The sequence below is a fragment of the Holtiella tumoricola genome (genome assembly GCF_027857615.1).
GTDB classification, from domain to species: Bacteria; Bacillota; Clostridia; order Lachnospirales; family Cellulosilyticaceae; genus Holtiella; species Holtiella tumoricola.
On sequence record NZ_JAQIFT010000010.1, the window covers coordinates 20,916 to 36,700 of the forward strand.

The following is a 15,785-nucleotide window of genomic DNA, read 5'->3' on the forward strand; positions in this document are numbered from 1 at the left end:
AAATTATAAACTAGGTTTACACTAGTTTACAATTATTTTTTATCTTTCCTGTCTCATTTACTTCTATCCTATACATTTAGCTCAACTTATAGTAAAATACATAAGATTAAGTATGATAAAAGGAGATTCCTATGAAAACTTTTGAGCTTATTGCTACTTCTACCTTTGGAATCGAATCTGTTGTTCGACATGAAGTAGAAGAACTTGGCTATGAAATAAATGAAGTTGCGGATGGTAAGATTACTTATATAGGTGATGTTGAAGCCATCGTTCTTTCTAATTTATGGCTTCGCAGTGCTGACCGTGTACTTCTTAAGATGGGAGAATTTAAAGCCCTTACTTTTGAAACACTTTTCAATGAAACTGCAGCTATTCCTTGGGAAAAATGGATTACACCAGATGCTAAATTCACTGTTAATGGTAAATCCGTTAAATCTGCTCTCTTTAGTATTTCTGACTGTCAATCTATCGTAAAAAAAGCTATTGTTACACGTTTACAAAAAGTTTATGGCATTGAATGGTTTGAAGAAACTGGTCCAAGCTATACTGTACAAGTATCTCTTCTTAAAGATATTGCAACTTTAACTATTGATACAACTGGTAATGAAGGTCTTCACAAACGTGGTTACCGTGTAAGCACTGTAGAAGCACCTATTAAAGAAACATTGGCTGCTGCACTTTTACAAATTAGTTACTGGCAAAAAGGACGTATTCTATATGATCCATGTTGTGGTAGCGGTACATTTGCTATTGAAGCTGCTATGATGGCTAAAAATATTGCCCCTGGGCTTAACCGTTCTTTTGCATCTTGTGCGTGGCCTCAAGTGCCTCGTAAACTTTGGCAAGAGCTTCGCGAGGAAGCACGTGACCAAATGGACCAAAAAGGTAACCCTATCATCTATGCTTCTGATATTAATCGTAATGCGATTTTAGCTGCACGTGAGAACGCAGAAGCTGCTGGTGTAGGCGAATGTATCCAATTCTTTGCAAAACCAATCCACAAGACTTCTCTTCCTCATGGAGACTATGGTGTTGTAATCTGTAACCCACCTTATGGTGAACGTATTAGTACAAGTCAAGAACTTCCTAGACTTCATAAGGATTTACGTACCCTTATTGACTCTAATGAAACTTGGTCTTTCTATGCTGTTACATCTGCACCTGATTTTGAAAAAGACTTTGGAAAACGTGCTAATAAAAATCGTAAACTTTTCAACGGACGTATTCCAGTTAAATTCTATCAATACTTTGGACCTCGCCCACCAAAAGATGGTGAGAACTTCAAAGTTGTTGAGCCAAATGAGAAGCAACCAATAGAATAAAAAAAGGCACATAGAGCGTGTATATTTACCTGGCTCTATGTGCCTTTTTTATAAATTTTAAAATTAATTATTCTGGAAACACAATTTTAAAACTTGTCCCTTGATTGACTTTACTTGTAATTTCTACTACTCCACCATAAAGCTCTACAATATGCTTAACAATAGAAAGTCCTAGACCTGTACCACCACTTTTACGTGATCTACTTTTATCTACTCTGTAAAATCTTTCAAAAATACGTGGTAAGCTTTCTTCTGGAATACCTATCCCTGTATCTTGTACACAAAATACTTTCTTTCCATCTTCAATATAAGTAGAGATTATTACATTTCCTTCATCTGTATACTTAACTGCATTACTTACTATATTCATAATAACTTGTTTCACATAATCTGTATTGGCACACTCTAGAATAAGAGATTGCTTAATATCTAGTTTAATTTCTACTTGCTTTTCAGTTGCATTTTGCTCAAGCATTGATACAACTTCTTCGATTAATGGTGTAAAGTTGACTTCATTCCCATCATTATTCTCCATATTTTCAATTTCAGACAGGCATAGTATATCTTGAATTAAGCGATAAAGTCTCTTGGCCTCTATATCAATAATATCGATAAATCTCAATGCTATATCTCTATTATCGATTGCCCCTTCTTTTAACGTCTCTGCAAAACCTTGTATGCTCGTAAGTGGCGTCTTAAGTTCATGAGATACATTACTTACAAATTGATAACGCATGACTTCTAGCTGCCTCGTTTGAGTAATGTCTCTTATGGAAATAATAAATCCATATTTTTTTCGTCCTTTACTAATAGGTCCTATACGAAAATGTAAAATTTGATCATTTTTAAGAAATTCACAAGAACCATATACACCTTGTCCCACCGCTTTTTCTATAACCTGCATAACCTTTGCATCACGAATTAAAGCAAGTATAGATTGATTCTTAATGGCATCTCCACCTAATAGTGTTCTAACCTTTTCATTTCCTTCTGTAATATAGCCTTCTTCATCTAAAATAATAATCGCTTCATTTAAATTACTTAATATAGATTCTGCTTTAGTTTTTTGATATTGGAGTTTTCTAATCGTTCTATAAAGTTTTTCCCCCATATCATCTAAGGCACTTGCTAATTGTTGAACCTCTTTTATACTATAATTTTTAACTTGATGAACGTATTCACCTTTTGCAAATGAACTTGCTTCTTCTGTCATATTTTGCATAGGGTCAACAATTTCTTTAATAAATGTTCTGAGTATCCAGTATAGAATAATGGATGCAATAACAGTTATCCCTACTGTCTTATAAATCATCTGAGTACCTAAATGCACAGCTACATTCTTTTCTAGTAAACCTCTAATACTTAACTCTTCGTAGCTGAGATAACTACTACTCATATAAATAAGCGCTAATACCCATATTGCTACCATTACAGGTCCAATAATCTTATTTTTCATGCATTACTCCTTTGTAAAGCGATAGCCTACTCCACGTACTGTTTCTATACAATCCTCTAGACCATACTGTGTTAGCTTAGATCTTAAATAACGGATATGTACATCTACTGTCCTTGTTTCACCATAGTATTCATAACCCCAAATACGATCGAGCAATACTTCTCTTGTCATTACACGACCTTTGTTTTGCATTAGAATTTTTAAAATCTCAAATTCTTTAAGTGTTAGTTCTAATTGTTGATCACCAAAAAAAACTGTATGACTTTCTATATCTAGTCTTAAACCTTTATAATTTAATTCTTGAGCTTCTTTATTTGTACTTTTTTCTATACGTTGATTTCTTCTAACTACCGCATTGACGCGAGCTACTACTTCCCTTACACTGAATGGTTTGGTAATATAATCATCTGCACCTAACTCAAGGCCTATAATCTTATCAATTTCTTCCGCTTTTGCTGTTACCATGATAATAGGCATATTTTGAGTTTTAGGATTGCTCCTATACTTTTTAAGTGCTGTCATACCATCCATGTCAGGTAGCATAATATCTAAGAGTGTCAAATCTACTACTTCATCCTCTAAAATTCGATCGGCTTCTTGTATACATGTTGCTGTAAAAACTTTAAATCCATTTTGAGATAAGTTGTAAGCGATGAGTTCAAGAATATGTTCTTCATCGTCTACTATCAAAATTTTTACTTTTTCCATATTTATCCTCCACTCTTGTGTTTACATCTTTTATTATAAACGTAAACTACGTATAAGTAAATTTACCAGACACCTTTTTGAGGACTTTGGATATAATAAGTGGTAGAGAACGAGATTTTCTATTTATTTTTCACATTTAAGGGGGATTTGAAATGTCAAAGCTACTTAGTAAACAAGAACTCGAGGCCCATATTAATCAATTCCGTGATATTTTAGCCCATTTTGATTATAGTCAGCTTAAGAACATACGCTTTTTTAATCTAGAGTCTCTTTATAACTATATGGATACTGTAGAGGGAAATCCTTTTCAAGAACAGTATCAAGCTTTACAATCTGAACTTGATTTTCTTCAACCCTATCTCCCTTTTGTATCTTCAGAACGTGCAGCTCATTTTTTAACTGCTATGTCTAAAGCAAAAGATGATGAAGAAATTGCCGAGATAAAAAAAGACTATACCCAAAAACTTCGAAAAGATTTTATCAATGTCGCTCGTACTATGACGACCAATGATCAATGGGCATCTTTACTTTCTACATGTGAAGAAATTCGCCTTCATAAAGAAGAAAGTAGCCTTGCGAGTTATTAAATTAAATGTATAATAAAAAACAAGGCATTGCCTTGTTTTTTATTATACGCAGAAAGGATTTTTTCATGTCAAATGCTACAAGATTCTATAGTTTAAACGATTTTTTAAAAGAACGTCATGGCGAAAAAGTAATGAAACTCTCATTAGATGGAGGCTTTACTTGTCCTAATAGAGATGGAAAAGTCGCTACTGGTGGATGTATCTTTTGTAGTAGTCGTGGTAGTGGAGACTTTACAAGTTCTTCCAAATACTCTATTACAAAACAAATGGAAGAGAATATTACCTTATTATCTAATAAATGGCCTAACGTCACAAAATATATGCCTTATTTCCAAGCTTACTCTAGTACATATGCCCCTTTACAAGTATTAAAAGAGCAATATGAAGAAGCTCTAAGTTTTCCTAATGTAGTCGGTCTTGCTATTGCAACAAGACCAGATTGCTTAGAAGAAGATCTATTAGACTACTTAGGTGAACTTAATAAACGTACACATCTTTGGATTGAATTAGGGCTTCAAACAATACATTCAAAAACAAGTTCATTCATAAATAGGGGGCATGATCTAGCCTGTTTTGAAGAATCTGTTTACAAGCTTTATAACCGTGGTATAGAAGTCGTTGCACATATGATTATTGGGCTTCCTTACGAAACTCGAGAAGATATACTTGAAACAGCTACCTATATGAGTAAGCTACCTCTTCAAGGCGTTAAAATGCATATGCTGCATGTATTAGATAATGCACCTCTTGGCAAACTTTATAATAAACAACCATTTCCACTACTTACAGAGGATGAGTATGTAGAAATTGTAGGAGAGATACTCAAAATTCTCCCTTCTCATTTTGTCATTCATAGACTTACTGGTGATGGTGATCGCAACCACTTAATAGCTCCTTTATGGACTACACATAAAACAATGGTATTGAATCATATCCATAAATATCTCAAATCAGAAAATATCTACCAAGGTTATAGATAAACACATATTGTATTTTTCTTAACTTTAATATACAATATATATTAAAAAGCGTGAGGAGGTGGCCTATGTTTAATACTAACGAAGACTTTACAATTAATAAACTTACTGTGCTCTATCTTTTATCAGAAGTAAAAATGCCTCTTACTCTTTCCCAAATCACGCAAATCGTTTTAGAAAGAGGCTACACCGATTATTTTTCTATGCAACAATCACTTAATGAACTTGTTGCATCAAAACTTATCACAAAAGCAACCGAAAATAATGCTTCTAACTTTGACATTTCTGAGAAGGGACTTCAAACATTAGAGTTCTTTGCTTCTAGAATACCAAATTCTATTCGCACTGAATTAGACACTTTTATTTCGAGTAACTGGAGAAAACTTAGAACACAAAGAGATGTAACTGCCGAATATATTCCTACTAAGGAACACGAATATATGGTACATTGTAAAGTTATGGAACACGATTCCACATTAATTAATCTTTCTATCAATGTAGCTTCTAAGAAGCAGGCCATAGCCCTTTGTGAAAATTGGAAAAATAATTCTGATAAGCTTTATAGCGAAATCTTACAAATTATATCAAAATAAACCAGGCTGTCCATTACAGCCTGGTTTATTTTATTGTCCACTTATTTATCTTAGCTTTATAATTCGTTTATTAAGCCCATTGTTTATTACATCTACTCTCAGGATCTATTAACCTAGTGAGTACATAATAAAAAAACGTCTAGATTAATATCTAGACGTTTTATATCATCGGGGTGACAGGACTCGAACCTGCGGCCTCCTGAACCCAAATCAGGCGCTCTAGCCAAACTGAGCCACACCCCGAAAATAAGAGCGCGAGACGGGACTCGAACCCGCGACCCTCTCCTTGGCAAGGAGATGCTCTACCAACTGAGCCACTCGCGCATAAACTAATTAATGGCTTGTTCTTTTGACAAGAATTATCTTATCATATCACTTGTATAGAGTCAAGTCCTTTTATCAATTTTTTTCCTATTGATTAAAATAGTCGCTCATTTCCCTAAATATACTCTCAATAGTTTCATCTATATAAATCTTAGAATCTTGCAGGCTTGGTATAGATGTTTGTTGTTCTACTGCTGTCATGTTTTCTTCTGGTAAACTCATAGATACTTCATCTAATACGGATAAATCTAAACGACCATTTTTTAAATAATAACATTTTGACATTTCATTCATCAAATACACACCTCTCTATCTGTATTATATTCTAACATTTTTCAAATTTTCTTTCAATAAAATACCAAAAAAAGGAACAAATTTAATTTTTTTGCTCCTTTTCTAAATTATACCCTTTTATTTAATTGTTATGCTTATACTTAAATGTATTTATTAATCCTCAGAGATATTACCTTCACTACTTACTTCTTCTAATACCTCAGCCTGCTCGTTATTATAATCTACAATAACACCATCAAGCATACTCCAAATCTCATCTTTCCCTAATTTACTTACTGAAGAGAAAGCCATAATTCTATCTGTAGGACGAAGCCCTAGCCCTTTCTTAACCATAGCAATATGTTTTTGCACTTGACTACGATTAAGTTTATCTGCTTTTGTCGCAATGATGTTAACTCTCTCATAATAATGTGCGATCCAATCGTACATCATCTTATCATTTTTGCCTACTTCATGTCTAATATCAATAAGTAAAATAACCTCTCTAAGGTTTTCTCTATTACAAAGGTAATCTTCAATAAGTTTACCCCATTTTTCACGCTCTGTTTTTGATACCTTAGCATAGCCATAACCTGGTAAATCTACAAAACGAATTTCGTCTTGTACATTATAAAAATTAATCGTTTGAGTTTTTCCTGGTTGTGAACTTGTTCTTGCTAAAGCCTTACGATTTACAAGGCAGTTAAGAAGGGATGATTTCCCTACATTTGACTTTCCTGCAAAGGCTACTTCTGGTTTGTTCATCTCTGGGAACTGTGACTTATTACCTGCTGTTATAATGAGTTCTGCTTTTGTTACGTTCATTTGTTCCTCCTAAGTATTATGCAAAGACATGCTCAAGTACATCTTCCATTGTTTCAGCATAAATAACTTTTACGCCGTCTAACACGTCTGCATCTATTTCTCTAATATTTTTTTCATTTTCTTTTGGTACAATTACTTCAAAAATGCCAGCACGTTTAGCAGCTAGGATTTTTTCTTTAAGGCCTCCTATCGGAAGTACACGCCCACGAATTGTAACTTCACCTGTCATTGCTATATCATTTCTAACTGGTTTATTGGTTAAAGCAGATATAATAGCAGTAGCCATTGTAATACCTGCTGAAGGGCCATCTTTTGGCACTGCCCCTTCTGGTATATGAATGTGGATATCAATATTTTGATAGAAGTTTTCTTTAAGTTCTAGTTTTTCGCGTTTAGAACGAATAAAACTCATGGCAGCTTTAGCAGATTCTTTCATCACATTACCCATGTTACCAGTAAGCTCAAAACTACCTTTACCATCCATAACATTGACTTCAATAGAAAGTGTATCACCACCAACCGCTGTCCATGCTAAACCACGTACTACACCAACTTGAGGCTTTTTGTTCTTTTCTGCATAATTAACTTTTGGTGCTCCTAAATAGTTTTGCACCTTTTTCGAATTAATAGTCACAGACTTTTTACTTTCTGTAGTCATTTCACGTGTTGCCTTACGGCAAAGTGTTCCAATTTGACGTTCTAAGTTTCTTACACCAGCTTCTCTTGTATAATGTTCAATAACATATTTAAGAGCTTCTTCAGAAATTTTAAGTGTCTTTTTAGTCAACCCATGCTTTTTAAGTTCTTTTGGAACTAAATAACGTTCTGCAATTTGAAGTTTCTCCAGTGATGTATAGCTACTTACTTCTATGATTTCCATACGATCAAGAAGTGGTCTTGGAATAGTAGAAAGTGAGTTTGCTGTCGCTACAAATAGAACTTTACTTAAATCAATTGGAACTTCTAGATAATGGTCTCTAAAGCTATGATTTTGAGCACCATCTAAAATCTCTAACAATGCGGCTGCTGGGTCCCCTCTAAAGTCTCCCATCATTTTATCAATTTCATCTAATAGCATAAGTGGATTATTAGAGTGTGCTTGTGTAAGCGCCGTTGCAAAACGTCCTGGCATAGCACCAACATAAGTTCTTCTATGTCCTCTAATTTCTGCTTCATCACGTACACCACCAAGAGAAATACGTACATAGTTTCTTCCTGTTGCTTCAGCAATAGATTTAGCAATAGATGTTTTTCCTACCCCTGGAGGCCCTACTAAGCATAAAATAGGTGCTTCTATTGATCTAGAAAAGTTCTTAACTGCTAAGAAATCTAATATACGATCTTTAACTTGTGTAAGTCCATAATGATCACGCTCTAATGTATCTTCTGCCACTTTTAAGTCATCTATTTCTTCTGTAGACTTTTCCCAAGGTAAATCTAGAACAGCTTCAATATAAGTCCTAAGCATGCTTGTTTCTGGTGAACTACTTGGTATTTTCATTAAACGATTGATTTCCCTTTCAATCTTTGCTTTAACCTCTTCAGGCATTTGATGTTCATTTAATTTTTGCTTATAACTATCAACATCCGCCTTAAGGCCATCTTTATCGCCTAGCTCTTCTTGGATTACCTTAAGCTGTTCACGCAAATAATATTCTTTTTGAGTTTGATCAATATTGTCTTTTACTTTATTATAAATTTGTTTTTGAATTTTAAGTAACTCTACTTCTTCTTGAAGTAATTCAACTACCTTGTATATACGTTTTGTAATATCTAAGCATTCTAAAACAGCTTGTTTTTTCGCTACTTCTAACGGCATATTGGCAATAATCAAATCTATTACTTCCACTGGAGAGTTACCCCCTAATATGCTATACACCATATCCATTGAAAGTTTTGTATTTAGAGAAGCATAGCTTTCAAATAACTCTCCTACAGTTCGCATTAATGCTTCTGTCTCAAGTGTTACTTCCAGTTCCTCTTCTTCAATTTCCTCTATGTAACCTTCCATATATTCTTTAGAAGTTACTTCTAACAACTTAGCTCTTTTAATACCTTCTACTAGAACTTTAAGCACTGGTGGTTTAAGTTTTACAATCTGTTTAACCTTTACAATTGTCCCTATTTCATAAAGATCTTCATGTTCTGGCTCTTCTAGTTTGGTATCCTTTTGTGTTACAAGTAAAAGCTCCTCATCGTGTAGCATCGCTGCTTCAATCGCCTTTACAGATTTGTCTCTCCCCACATCAAAATGAATAATCATATTAGGAAATACTGTTAAGCCTCTAAGCGGAATTAAAGGCATTTGTTTTCTTTCTGTCATCTCTTATTCCTTTCTTTATTCTCTCTATTTATCAGATGGTTATCATCTGTTTATATATGTACACACAAAAGAATACTTAAAATAAAGTACTCCTTGTGCGTTATTTGTATTAATACATAAGCAACTATGCGTGAAGGATATTTTCTGCCTTTTTGGTAATTGGCATATCCCAAAGATACTCAATAACTTCAGTTACTGTCTCAACTGGAATAATCTCTATATCTTCCTTTAAGAAAGTCTCTTGCATGTTTTCTTTAGGAATAATAACTGCTCTTGCTCCAGCTTTCTTAGCAGCTCTAATCTTTTCACTCACACCGCCTACTGGATAAACATTACCATTAATGGTTACCTCACCAGTCATAGCAATATTCCCAGGTACTGGCTCTTCAAAAAGAGCTGAGTAAAGGCTACAAAACATAGTAATCCCTGCTGATGGTCCATCTACAGGGATACCTGATGGATAATTAACATGGATATAGTAGTCTTCATAATCTACATTATATTTCACTTTGAGCAAAGTTAATACATTTTCTAAAGAACTATATGCCATACTCTTACGTTTTGCCTTACTTGTACTCATCTTTAACTCTTCTTCTTCAATTACTCCTGTAATATTAACTTTTCCTTTTCCAGTACCCACTTTCTGTGCAATAGATTCTACTTCTAATACCATACCACCAGAGTGTCCCATCACACCTAGGCCATTTACCTTACCTATATAATAGCCTGTATTTAACTTTTTGTGAAGTGCTGGGGTATAACCACCTGATTTTACAATCCATTCTACATCTGTTTTAGCGATTGTAGATGCATGTTCATAAAGCATTTTATTATAAGCCGTTTGTAAGATACTTACAGCATCACGACCATTAGCTGCATATTGTGTAATCATCTCTTTTGCTGTATCTTCAATTGGCATATGCTCTTTTGCAATGATTCGGTCTATAATTTTCATAATTTCTTCTTCATCTAAATCCTTAAAGAAAATCTCTACACATCTTGACCTAAGCGCAGAAGGAATCTCTTCTCTTGACCTGGTTGTTGCACCTATTAGTCTAAAATCTGCTGGAAGACCATTTTTAAATACATCATGTACATAAGTTGGTGTATTTTCATCATATGGACTGTAGTAAGCACTCTCTAAGTAAACTTTACGATCCTCCAATACTTTAAGAAGTTTATTCATTTGAATAGGATGTAGTTCACCTATTTCATCTATAAAGAGTACGCCACCATGAGCCTTGGTAACTGCTCCTGGTTTAGGTTGCGGTACACCAGCTTGTCCATAAGCACCTGCCCCTTGATAAATAGGATCATGCACAGAACCCATAAGTGGATCTGCCACGCTACGTTCATCAAATCTAAGTGTAGTTGCATCAATCTCTACAAACTTACTCTTAGAATTAAATGGAGACATCTCACACTGCTTAGCCATCTCAAGGGCAATACGTGCTGCGGCAGTCTTACCTACCCCTGGGCTTCCATAAATTAATATATGCTGTGGATTAGGGCTGCATAGTGCTGTCTTTAGTGCTTTAATACCATCTTCTTGCCCGATAATATCTGCCTCATCATGAGGGCGCATCTTCTCTGTTAATGGCTCAGTAAGACGTATACAACGCATTCTTTGCATCTTCTCATATTTCTCATCTGAATCTCTGCAAATATTTGTTTTAGTTTGCTTTGTATTTTTAAGTTGTAGTAGAAAGTACAACCCAATGACACAGGAAAAAAAGAACTGTACCCCTATCAAAATTCCATTCATGTTCTAAAATCCTCCTTGAAAATCTGTTTTCTAGATTATTGCCGGAGGCTAAAAAAAATATGCAAGGCAACGTTGCCTTGCATATTTTTTATTATGCTGATTCTCCATCAGATTTTAATGCTTTTTTCTTAGGTGCTTTAGAAGCATCTTTATAGACAATCTCTGGCTCAGCTTTATCTTTAATTGTATCTGCGTTGATGATAACCTTCTCAACATTTTCTGCTACAGAAGGTACTTCATACATTACTTCACGCATAACATCCTCTAAGATCGCACGTAATCCACGTGCACCTGTTTGACGTTCAATAGCAAGATTTGCTACTGCTTCTAATGCTTCTTGAGTGAAATCTAATTCAACGTGATCATAATTAAATAACTTCTGGTATTGTTTGATAAGAGCATTTTTAGGTTTACTTAGAATAAGTTGAAGTGCTTCCTTATCTAAACTATCAAGTGACACGATAGATGGAATACGTCCTACAAACTCAGGAATAAGTCCAAACTTAAGAAGATCTTGTGGTTCAAGAGACTTAAGTAATTGGCCTACACTCTTTTCTTTTTTACTTACAATGCTTGCACCGAATCCCATTGTTTTATGTCCAACACGATTTTCAATGATCTTATCAAGACCATCGAAAGCACCACCACAAATAAACAAGATATTTGTAGTATCGATTTGGATAAATTCTTGATGTGGGTGCTTTCTTCCACCTTGTGGTGGTACAGAAGCAACTGTCCCTTCTAAAATTTTAAGAAGAGCTTGTTGTACACCTTCACCACTTACATCACGTGTAATAGATGGGTTCTCTGATTTTCTAGCAATCTTATCAATTTCATCGATATAGATAATACCCATTTGAGCTTTTTCTACATCATAATTGGCTGCTTGGATAATTTTAAGTAAGATATTCTCAACATCTTCACCTACATAACCTGCTTCTGTAAGTGCTGTTGCATCAGCAATAGCGAATGGTACATTAAGCATTTTTGCAAGTGTTTGTGCAAGGAATGTTTTACCTGAACCAGTTGGTCCTAAAAGTAAAATATTACTTTTTTGGATTTCAACTTCATCGTCTTTATGTGAAGGTGTATTAATACGTTTGTAGTGATTATAAACTGCAACTGCTAAAGCTTTTTTAGCATCATCTTGCCCAATAACATATTGATCAAGATGTGCTTTTATTTCTTTAGGTGTAGGCATATCAAAGATACCACCTGCTTCTTCATCACCTTCAAACTCTTCTTCTATAATTTCGGAGCAAAGTTCAATACATTCATCACAAATATAAACTTGTGGGCCTGCAATCAATCTTCTAACTTGATCTTGACTTTTTCCACAAAATGAACATCTTAGTTGTTTTGTATCATCAAATTTAGTTGGCATGCTCCACCTCTTTTCTAATTATTTTTTTGCACTGATTACTTCATCAATGATACCATAAGCTTTTGCTTCATGAGCATCCATGAAATAATCTCTTTCTACATCATTTTTAATCTTTTCAAGAGGCTGACCAGTATTTTCTGAAAGCATTTGATTCATTTTAGCTTTAGTTTTGATAATATGCTGTGCATGAATTTCAATATCTGTAGCTTGGCCTTTAGCGCCACCAAGTGGTTGATGAATCATAATTTCTGCATTTGGAAGAGCAAATCTTTTTCCTTTAGCTCCCCCTGCAAGTAAGAACGCTCCCATACTTGCTGCCATCCCCATACAAATAGTGGATACATCACATTTGATATATTGCATTGTATCGTAGATTGCCATACCATCTGAAATAGAGCCACCTGGACTATTGATATAAAGCATAATGTCTTTATCTGGGTCATCTGCTTCTAAGAATAAAAGCTGTGCAACAATCAAGTTAGCAGTAACTTGATTAACCTCGTCTCCTAAAATGATGATTCTATCTTTTAATAAACGTGAATAAATGTCGTATGAACGTTCTCCTCTATTGGTTTGTTCTACAACTACTGGAACTAAGCTCATTTTTCACCCTCCCAACGCTTTCTATTTTGCTTTTTTGTATAAATATTATTTTGCTTCTACTTTTGCTGTTGATGTAATAAGGTCAGCAGCTTTTTGTACTCTAAGGTCTGAACTTAACATTTCTCTTTCGTAAGCACCGAATGATTTTTTAAGTTCTTCTACTTCCATTTTGTAACGTGTAGCAAGTTTTTCAACTTCTGCCATTACTTCTTCTTCTGTTACAGTGATTTCTTCAGCTTTAACGATTGCTTCAAGAACTTCTCTTGAACGTAATTGGAACTCAGCATCTTTTCTGAAGTTTTCACGGAATTTATCCATGTCCATACCTGTAAATTGTAAGTATTGAGCTAACTCAAGACCTTGTTGACGCATACGCATTTCGAACTCTTTAATGCTTCTATCAACTTGATCTTCAATCATGTTGTTTGGTACTGTAAGTTTTGCATTGTCTACAGCTTGTTGAATAGCTTGGTTTTCAACTTCTGCTTTGTAGCTAGCTTCTTTTTGTGTTGTAAGTTTTGCCTTAATATCAGCTTTATAATCAGCTAATGTTTCAAATTCTGAAACGTCTGCTGCGAAATCATCATTGATTGCTGGAAGTTCTTTAACTTTAATTTCTTTAACTGTTACTTTGAACATAGCTGGTTTACCTGCTAAATTTTCAGCATGATATTCTGCTGGGAATGTAACATTAACTTCTACTTCTTTACCAATTTCAGCACCGATTAATTGATCTTCGAAGTTATCGATGAATGATTTTGAACCGATTACAAGTGCATAATCTTCACCTTTACCACCTTCGAATGCTTCACCATCTACGAAACCTTCAAAGTCAATGATTACTTTATCTTGTGGTTGTACAGCACGGTCTGTAACTGTAATTTCACGTGAATTTTTTTCTGCTTCAGCATTGATAGCCATATCTACATCTTCATCGCTAACTTCAGCTTTTGCTACTTCTACTGTAAGGTTTTTGTACTCACCAAGTTCAACTTCTGGTCTAACTGTGATGTGTGCAATATATTTCATTCCATCTTTTGACATTTCAGCTACTTCAACATCTCCTTGGCGAAGACGTGCTGCCATATCAATTTTGTTTTCTTCTACAGCTGTTGCTAATGTTTCATCAATGATGATATCAGCAGCTTTATTGAAGAATACTTCTGGACCATACATTTTTTCGATCATCGCTTTAGGTACTTTACCTTTACGGAACCCTGGCATATTGAAATCTTTTTTCATTTCATTATAAGCTTTGTTAACTGCACCTGTTACTACTTCTTGGCCAACTTCTACTGTAAGTGATACAATGCTATTTTCTAGTACTTTTACTTCTGTATTCATTAAAAATGATCCTCCTTGGATTTTAATATTCATTACGTTTAAGCGTAAATATTGCATTATAAATTAACATTCCGTAATTATAGCATAAAAAATCAAAAAAATCTACTCGTATTCCTTATTTGTAAAATTTTATTCAGTAAAGTTCCAAGTATTACATATAGTATGTGCGTATGAATTCATTTATAATCAAGTTATGTGATGTTTTGTACGTACTCATAGAAAGGATAACCTTTATGGATGTTAGCTTTAAACACATTTATATGCAAAATATCTCTCCTAAACTTATGGGCATCGATTTGTTCTTAAAGACCAACGATGCGCCGTATGACCCAATAGAGGTTGCCCTTATCTTAGGTATGCCAACACAGGAAATAACGGACATAATGAAGGAGCATAGTATTGCTACTATAACACTTGTTGATTTCTTTACAATTGTGTCTCATGCTTCGAGTTATATATGTAGACTGATACAGCGACAATGGAAATACGCCTTATCGCCAACTTATACACCTGAGATGATTGCTTATATCTATGAACTTAGCTTACAAAAAGTTCAAGATGCTTTTCAAACTCTTGGTAAATGCTACATAGCTCCAGATGAAATCATGGATGTGTTCACCCACATTCCAACTACAATTCTTGTTTTCGGTAATTAGACTAAGTGATGGTATGAAGTCGTAAGGGCTGTTACAGCGATGCTGTAACAGCCCTTGTATTATAAATATATCCCAAAAACGGTATCTTTATGCTATTTGATAAGCATAGCCCCCTTAATCTCTTCAGCTTTATCCACTCCTTTAACAACTTCAAGTAGCTTAAGGGCGAATTCCAAAGAGGCCCCAGCCCCAATACCTGTTACAATTTTATTACTTACTACAGTACGTTCTTCACTGTGTGTTGCACCATATAAAAACTGTTCAAATCCAGGATAACATGTTGCTTTTTCCCCTTCTAAAATTCCAAACTTTCCAAGCACACTTGGCCCCGCACAGATTGCTGCTATCCACTTATCGGCTGATTTAAACTCTAACACACGAGCCTTAACAAGTTCACTTGCAAAAAGATTGTCTACACCTGGAAGTCCTCCTGGTAATACAACCATTCCTATCTCATCATAGTTAATATCTTCTGCTTTTTGATCCATCTGCACTTTTATTCCACGTGCACTTGATACAACATCTCCATCAACACCTGCCATGATGACTTCTACGCCACCTCTTCTTAATATGTCGACTACACTAAGCGCTTCTACTTCTTCGTATCCTGTAGCAAAAAATACAACAACTTTCATTTATGTCACC

At 34.7% G+C, this 15,785-nt stretch carries 15 protein-coding genes and 2 tRNA genes; 5 read left to right on the forward strand and 12 right to left on the reverse strand.

The window, feature by feature from the left end; genetic code table 11:
• Positions 1–131 precede the first annotated feature (131 nt).
• Complete coding sequence (locus PBV87_RS01520) at positions 132–1,322, forward strand: THUMP domain-containing class I SAM-dependent RNA methyltransferase (RefSeq protein ID WP_053984721.1); 1,191 nt, start codon at positions 132–134, stop codon at positions 1,320–1,322.
• A 67-nt stretch (positions 1,323–1,389) separates the two neighbouring features.
• Here PBV87_RS01520 and PBV87_RS01525 read toward each other — a convergent pair whose 3' ends face one another.
• Both PBV87_RS01525 and PBV87_RS01530 read right to left on the reverse strand, forming a co-directional pair.
• On the reverse strand, positions 1,390–2,778 hold the full coding sequence (locus PBV87_RS01525) for a HAMP domain-containing sensor histidine kinase (protein ID WP_271010901.1): 1,389 nt from the start codon (positions 2,776–2,778) through the stop codon (positions 1,390–1,392).
• A 3-nt stretch (positions 2,779–2,781) separates the two neighbouring features.
• Entirely contained in the window at positions 2,782–3,486 is a 705-nt protein-coding gene (locus PBV87_RS01530) for a winged helix-turn-helix domain-containing protein (RefSeq protein WP_271010902.1), read from the reverse strand.
• Positions 3,487–3,638: 152 nt separating this feature from the next.
• Between PBV87_RS01530 and PBV87_RS01535 the strand changes: the two genes are divergently transcribed.
• From PBV87_RS01535 to PBV87_RS01545, 3 genes are all read left to right on the forward strand, one after another.
• A complete protein-coding gene (locus PBV87_RS01535) occupies positions 3,639–4,073 on the forward strand; it encodes a hypothetical protein (protein WP_053984724.1) in 435 nt (144 codons plus the stop codon).
• A 65-nt stretch (positions 4,074–4,138) separates the two neighbouring features.
• Positions 4,139–5,053, forward strand: coding sequence for a tRNA modification radical SAM protein MnmL/YtqA (gene mnmL / locus PBV87_RS01540; RefSeq protein ID WP_271010903.1), 915 nt, complete (start codon positions 4,139–4,141; stop codon positions 5,051–5,053).
• Between the two features lie 65 nt (positions 5,054–5,118).
• Positions 5,119–5,643 carry a DUF4364 family protein gene (locus PBV87_RS01545; protein WP_053984726.1) on the forward strand — a complete coding sequence of 175 codons (525 nt, stop codon included), beginning with the start codon at positions 5,119–5,121 and terminating at the stop codon, positions 5,641–5,643.
• Positions 5,644–5,811: 168 nt separating this feature from the next.
• Here PBV87_RS01545 and PBV87_RS01550 read toward each other — a convergent pair.
• The 9 genes from PBV87_RS01550 to tig all read right to left on the reverse strand — a co-directional run bounded on the left by PBV87_RS01550 (position 5,812) and on the right by tig (position 14,484).
• Positions 5,812–5,886, reverse strand: a tRNA-Pro gene (locus PBV87_RS01550).
• A gap of 8 nt (positions 5,887–5,894) precedes the next feature.
• Positions 5,895–5,967, reverse strand: a tRNA-Gly gene (locus PBV87_RS01555).
• 87 nt (positions 5,968–6,054) lie between these two features.
• Positions 6,055–6,252, reverse strand: coding sequence for a hypothetical protein (locus PBV87_RS01560; protein ID WP_271010904.1), 198 nt, complete (start codon positions 6,250–6,252; stop codon positions 6,055–6,057).
• A 162-nt stretch (positions 6,253–6,414) separates the two neighbouring features.
• Positions 6,415–7,065, reverse strand: a complete 651-nt coding sequence (gene yihA, locus PBV87_RS01565; protein ID WP_053984728.1) for a ribosome biogenesis GTP-binding protein YihA/YsxC — start codon at positions 7,063–7,065, stop codon at positions 6,415–6,417.
• A gap of 16 nt (positions 7,066–7,081) precedes the next feature.
• Positions 7,082–9,388, reverse strand: coding sequence for an endopeptidase La (gene lon / locus PBV87_RS01570; protein WP_053984729.1), 2,307 nt, complete (start codon positions 9,386–9,388; stop codon positions 7,082–7,084).
• 124 nt (positions 9,389–9,512) lie between these two features.
• On the reverse strand, positions 9,513–11,153 hold the full coding sequence (gene lonB / locus PBV87_RS01575) for an ATP-dependent protease LonB (RefSeq protein ID WP_271010905.1): 1,641 nt from the start codon (positions 11,151–11,153) through the stop codon (positions 9,513–9,515).
• A 91-nt stretch (positions 11,154–11,244) separates the two neighbouring features.
• On the reverse strand, positions 11,245–12,537 hold the full coding sequence (gene clpX / locus PBV87_RS01580; RefSeq protein WP_053984731.1) for an ATP-dependent Clp protease ATP-binding subunit ClpX: 1,293 nt from the start codon (positions 12,535–12,537) through the stop codon (positions 11,245–11,247).
• Between the two features lie 18 nt (positions 12,538–12,555).
• Positions 12,556–13,140 carry an ATP-dependent Clp endopeptidase proteolytic subunit ClpP gene (clpP, locus tag PBV87_RS01585; protein ID WP_053984732.1) on the reverse strand — a complete coding sequence of 195 codons (585 nt, stop codon included), beginning with the start codon at positions 13,138–13,140 and terminating at the stop codon, positions 12,556–12,558.
• Positions 13,141–13,185: 45 nt separating this feature from the next.
• On the reverse strand, positions 13,186–14,484 hold the full coding sequence (gene tig / locus PBV87_RS01590; protein WP_053984733.1) for a trigger factor: 1,299 nt from the start codon (positions 14,482–14,484) through the stop codon (positions 13,186–13,188).
• Positions 14,485–14,717: 233 nt separating this feature from the next.
• Here tig and PBV87_RS01595 point away from each other — a divergent pair, with 233 nt between their 5' ends.
• A complete protein-coding gene (locus PBV87_RS01595; protein ID WP_053984734.1) occupies positions 14,718–15,140 on the forward strand; it encodes a hypothetical protein in 423 nt (140 codons plus the stop codon).
• Positions 15,141–15,232: 92 nt separating this feature from the next.
• On the opposite strand, the gene PBV87_RS01600 is transcribed toward PBV87_RS01595, so the two are convergent.
• Positions 15,233–15,775 carry a DJ-1 family glyoxalase III gene (locus PBV87_RS01600; protein ID WP_271010906.1) on the reverse strand — a complete coding sequence of 181 codons (543 nt, stop codon included), beginning with the start codon at positions 15,773–15,775 and terminating at the stop codon, positions 15,233–15,235.
• Positions 15,776–15,785: the final 10 nt, after the last annotated feature.

Bases quoted from the DNA above. Each gene is read 5' to 3' on its own strand.
- PBV87_RS01595 (WP_053984734.1), top strand. From the start codon at position 14,718: ATGGATGTTAGCTTTAAACACATTTATATGCAAAATATCTCTCCTAAA.
- lonB (WP_271010905.1), bottom strand. From the start codon at position 11,153: ATGAATGGAATTTTGATAGGGGTACAGTTCTTTTTTTCCTGTGTCATT.
- mnmL (WP_271010903.1), top strand. From the start codon at position 4,139: ATGTCAAATGCTACAAGATTCTATAGTTTAAACGATTTTTTAAAAGAA.
- PBV87_RS01600 (WP_271010906.1), bottom strand. From the start codon at position 15,775: ATGAAAGTTGTTGTATTTTTTGCTACAGGATACGAAGAAGTAGAAGCG.
- PBV87_RS01520 (WP_053984721.1), top strand. From the start codon at position 132: ATGAAAACTTTTGAGCTTATTGCTACTTCTACCTTTGGAATCGAATCT.
- lon (WP_053984729.1), bottom strand. From the start codon at position 9,388: ATGACAGAAAGAAAACAAATGCCTTTAATTCCGCTTAGAGGCTTAACA.
- PBV87_RS01530 (WP_271010902.1), bottom strand. From the start codon at position 3,486: ATGGAAAAAGTAAAAATTTTGATAGTAGACGATGAAGAACATATTCTT.
- PBV87_RS01525 (WP_271010901.1), bottom strand. From the start codon at position 2,778: ATGAAAAATAAGATTATTGGACCTGTAATGGTAGCAATATGGGTATTA.
- tig (WP_053984733.1), bottom strand. From the start codon at position 14,484: ATGAATACAGAAGTAAAAGTACTAGAAAATAGCATTGTATCACTTACA.
- yihA (WP_053984728.1), bottom strand. From the start codon at position 7,065: ATGAACGTAACAAAAGCAGAACTCATTATAACAGCAGGTAATAAGTCA.
- PBV87_RS01545 (WP_053984726.1), top strand. From the start codon at position 5,119: ATGTTTAATACTAACGAAGACTTTACAATTAATAAACTTACTGTGCTC.
- clpX (WP_053984731.1), bottom strand. From the start codon at position 12,537: ATGCCAACTAAATTTGATGATACAAAACAACTAAGATGTTCATTTTGT.
- clpP (WP_053984732.1), bottom strand. From the start codon at position 13,140: ATGAGCTTAGTTCCAGTAGTTGTAGAACAAACCAATAGAGGAGAACGT.
- PBV87_RS01535 (WP_053984724.1), top strand. From the start codon at position 3,639: ATGTCAAAGCTACTTAGTAAACAAGAACTCGAGGCCCATATTAATCAA.
- PBV87_RS01560 (WP_271010904.1), bottom strand. From the start codon at position 6,252: ATGTCAAAATGTTATTATTTAAAAAATGGTCGTTTAGATTTATCCGTA.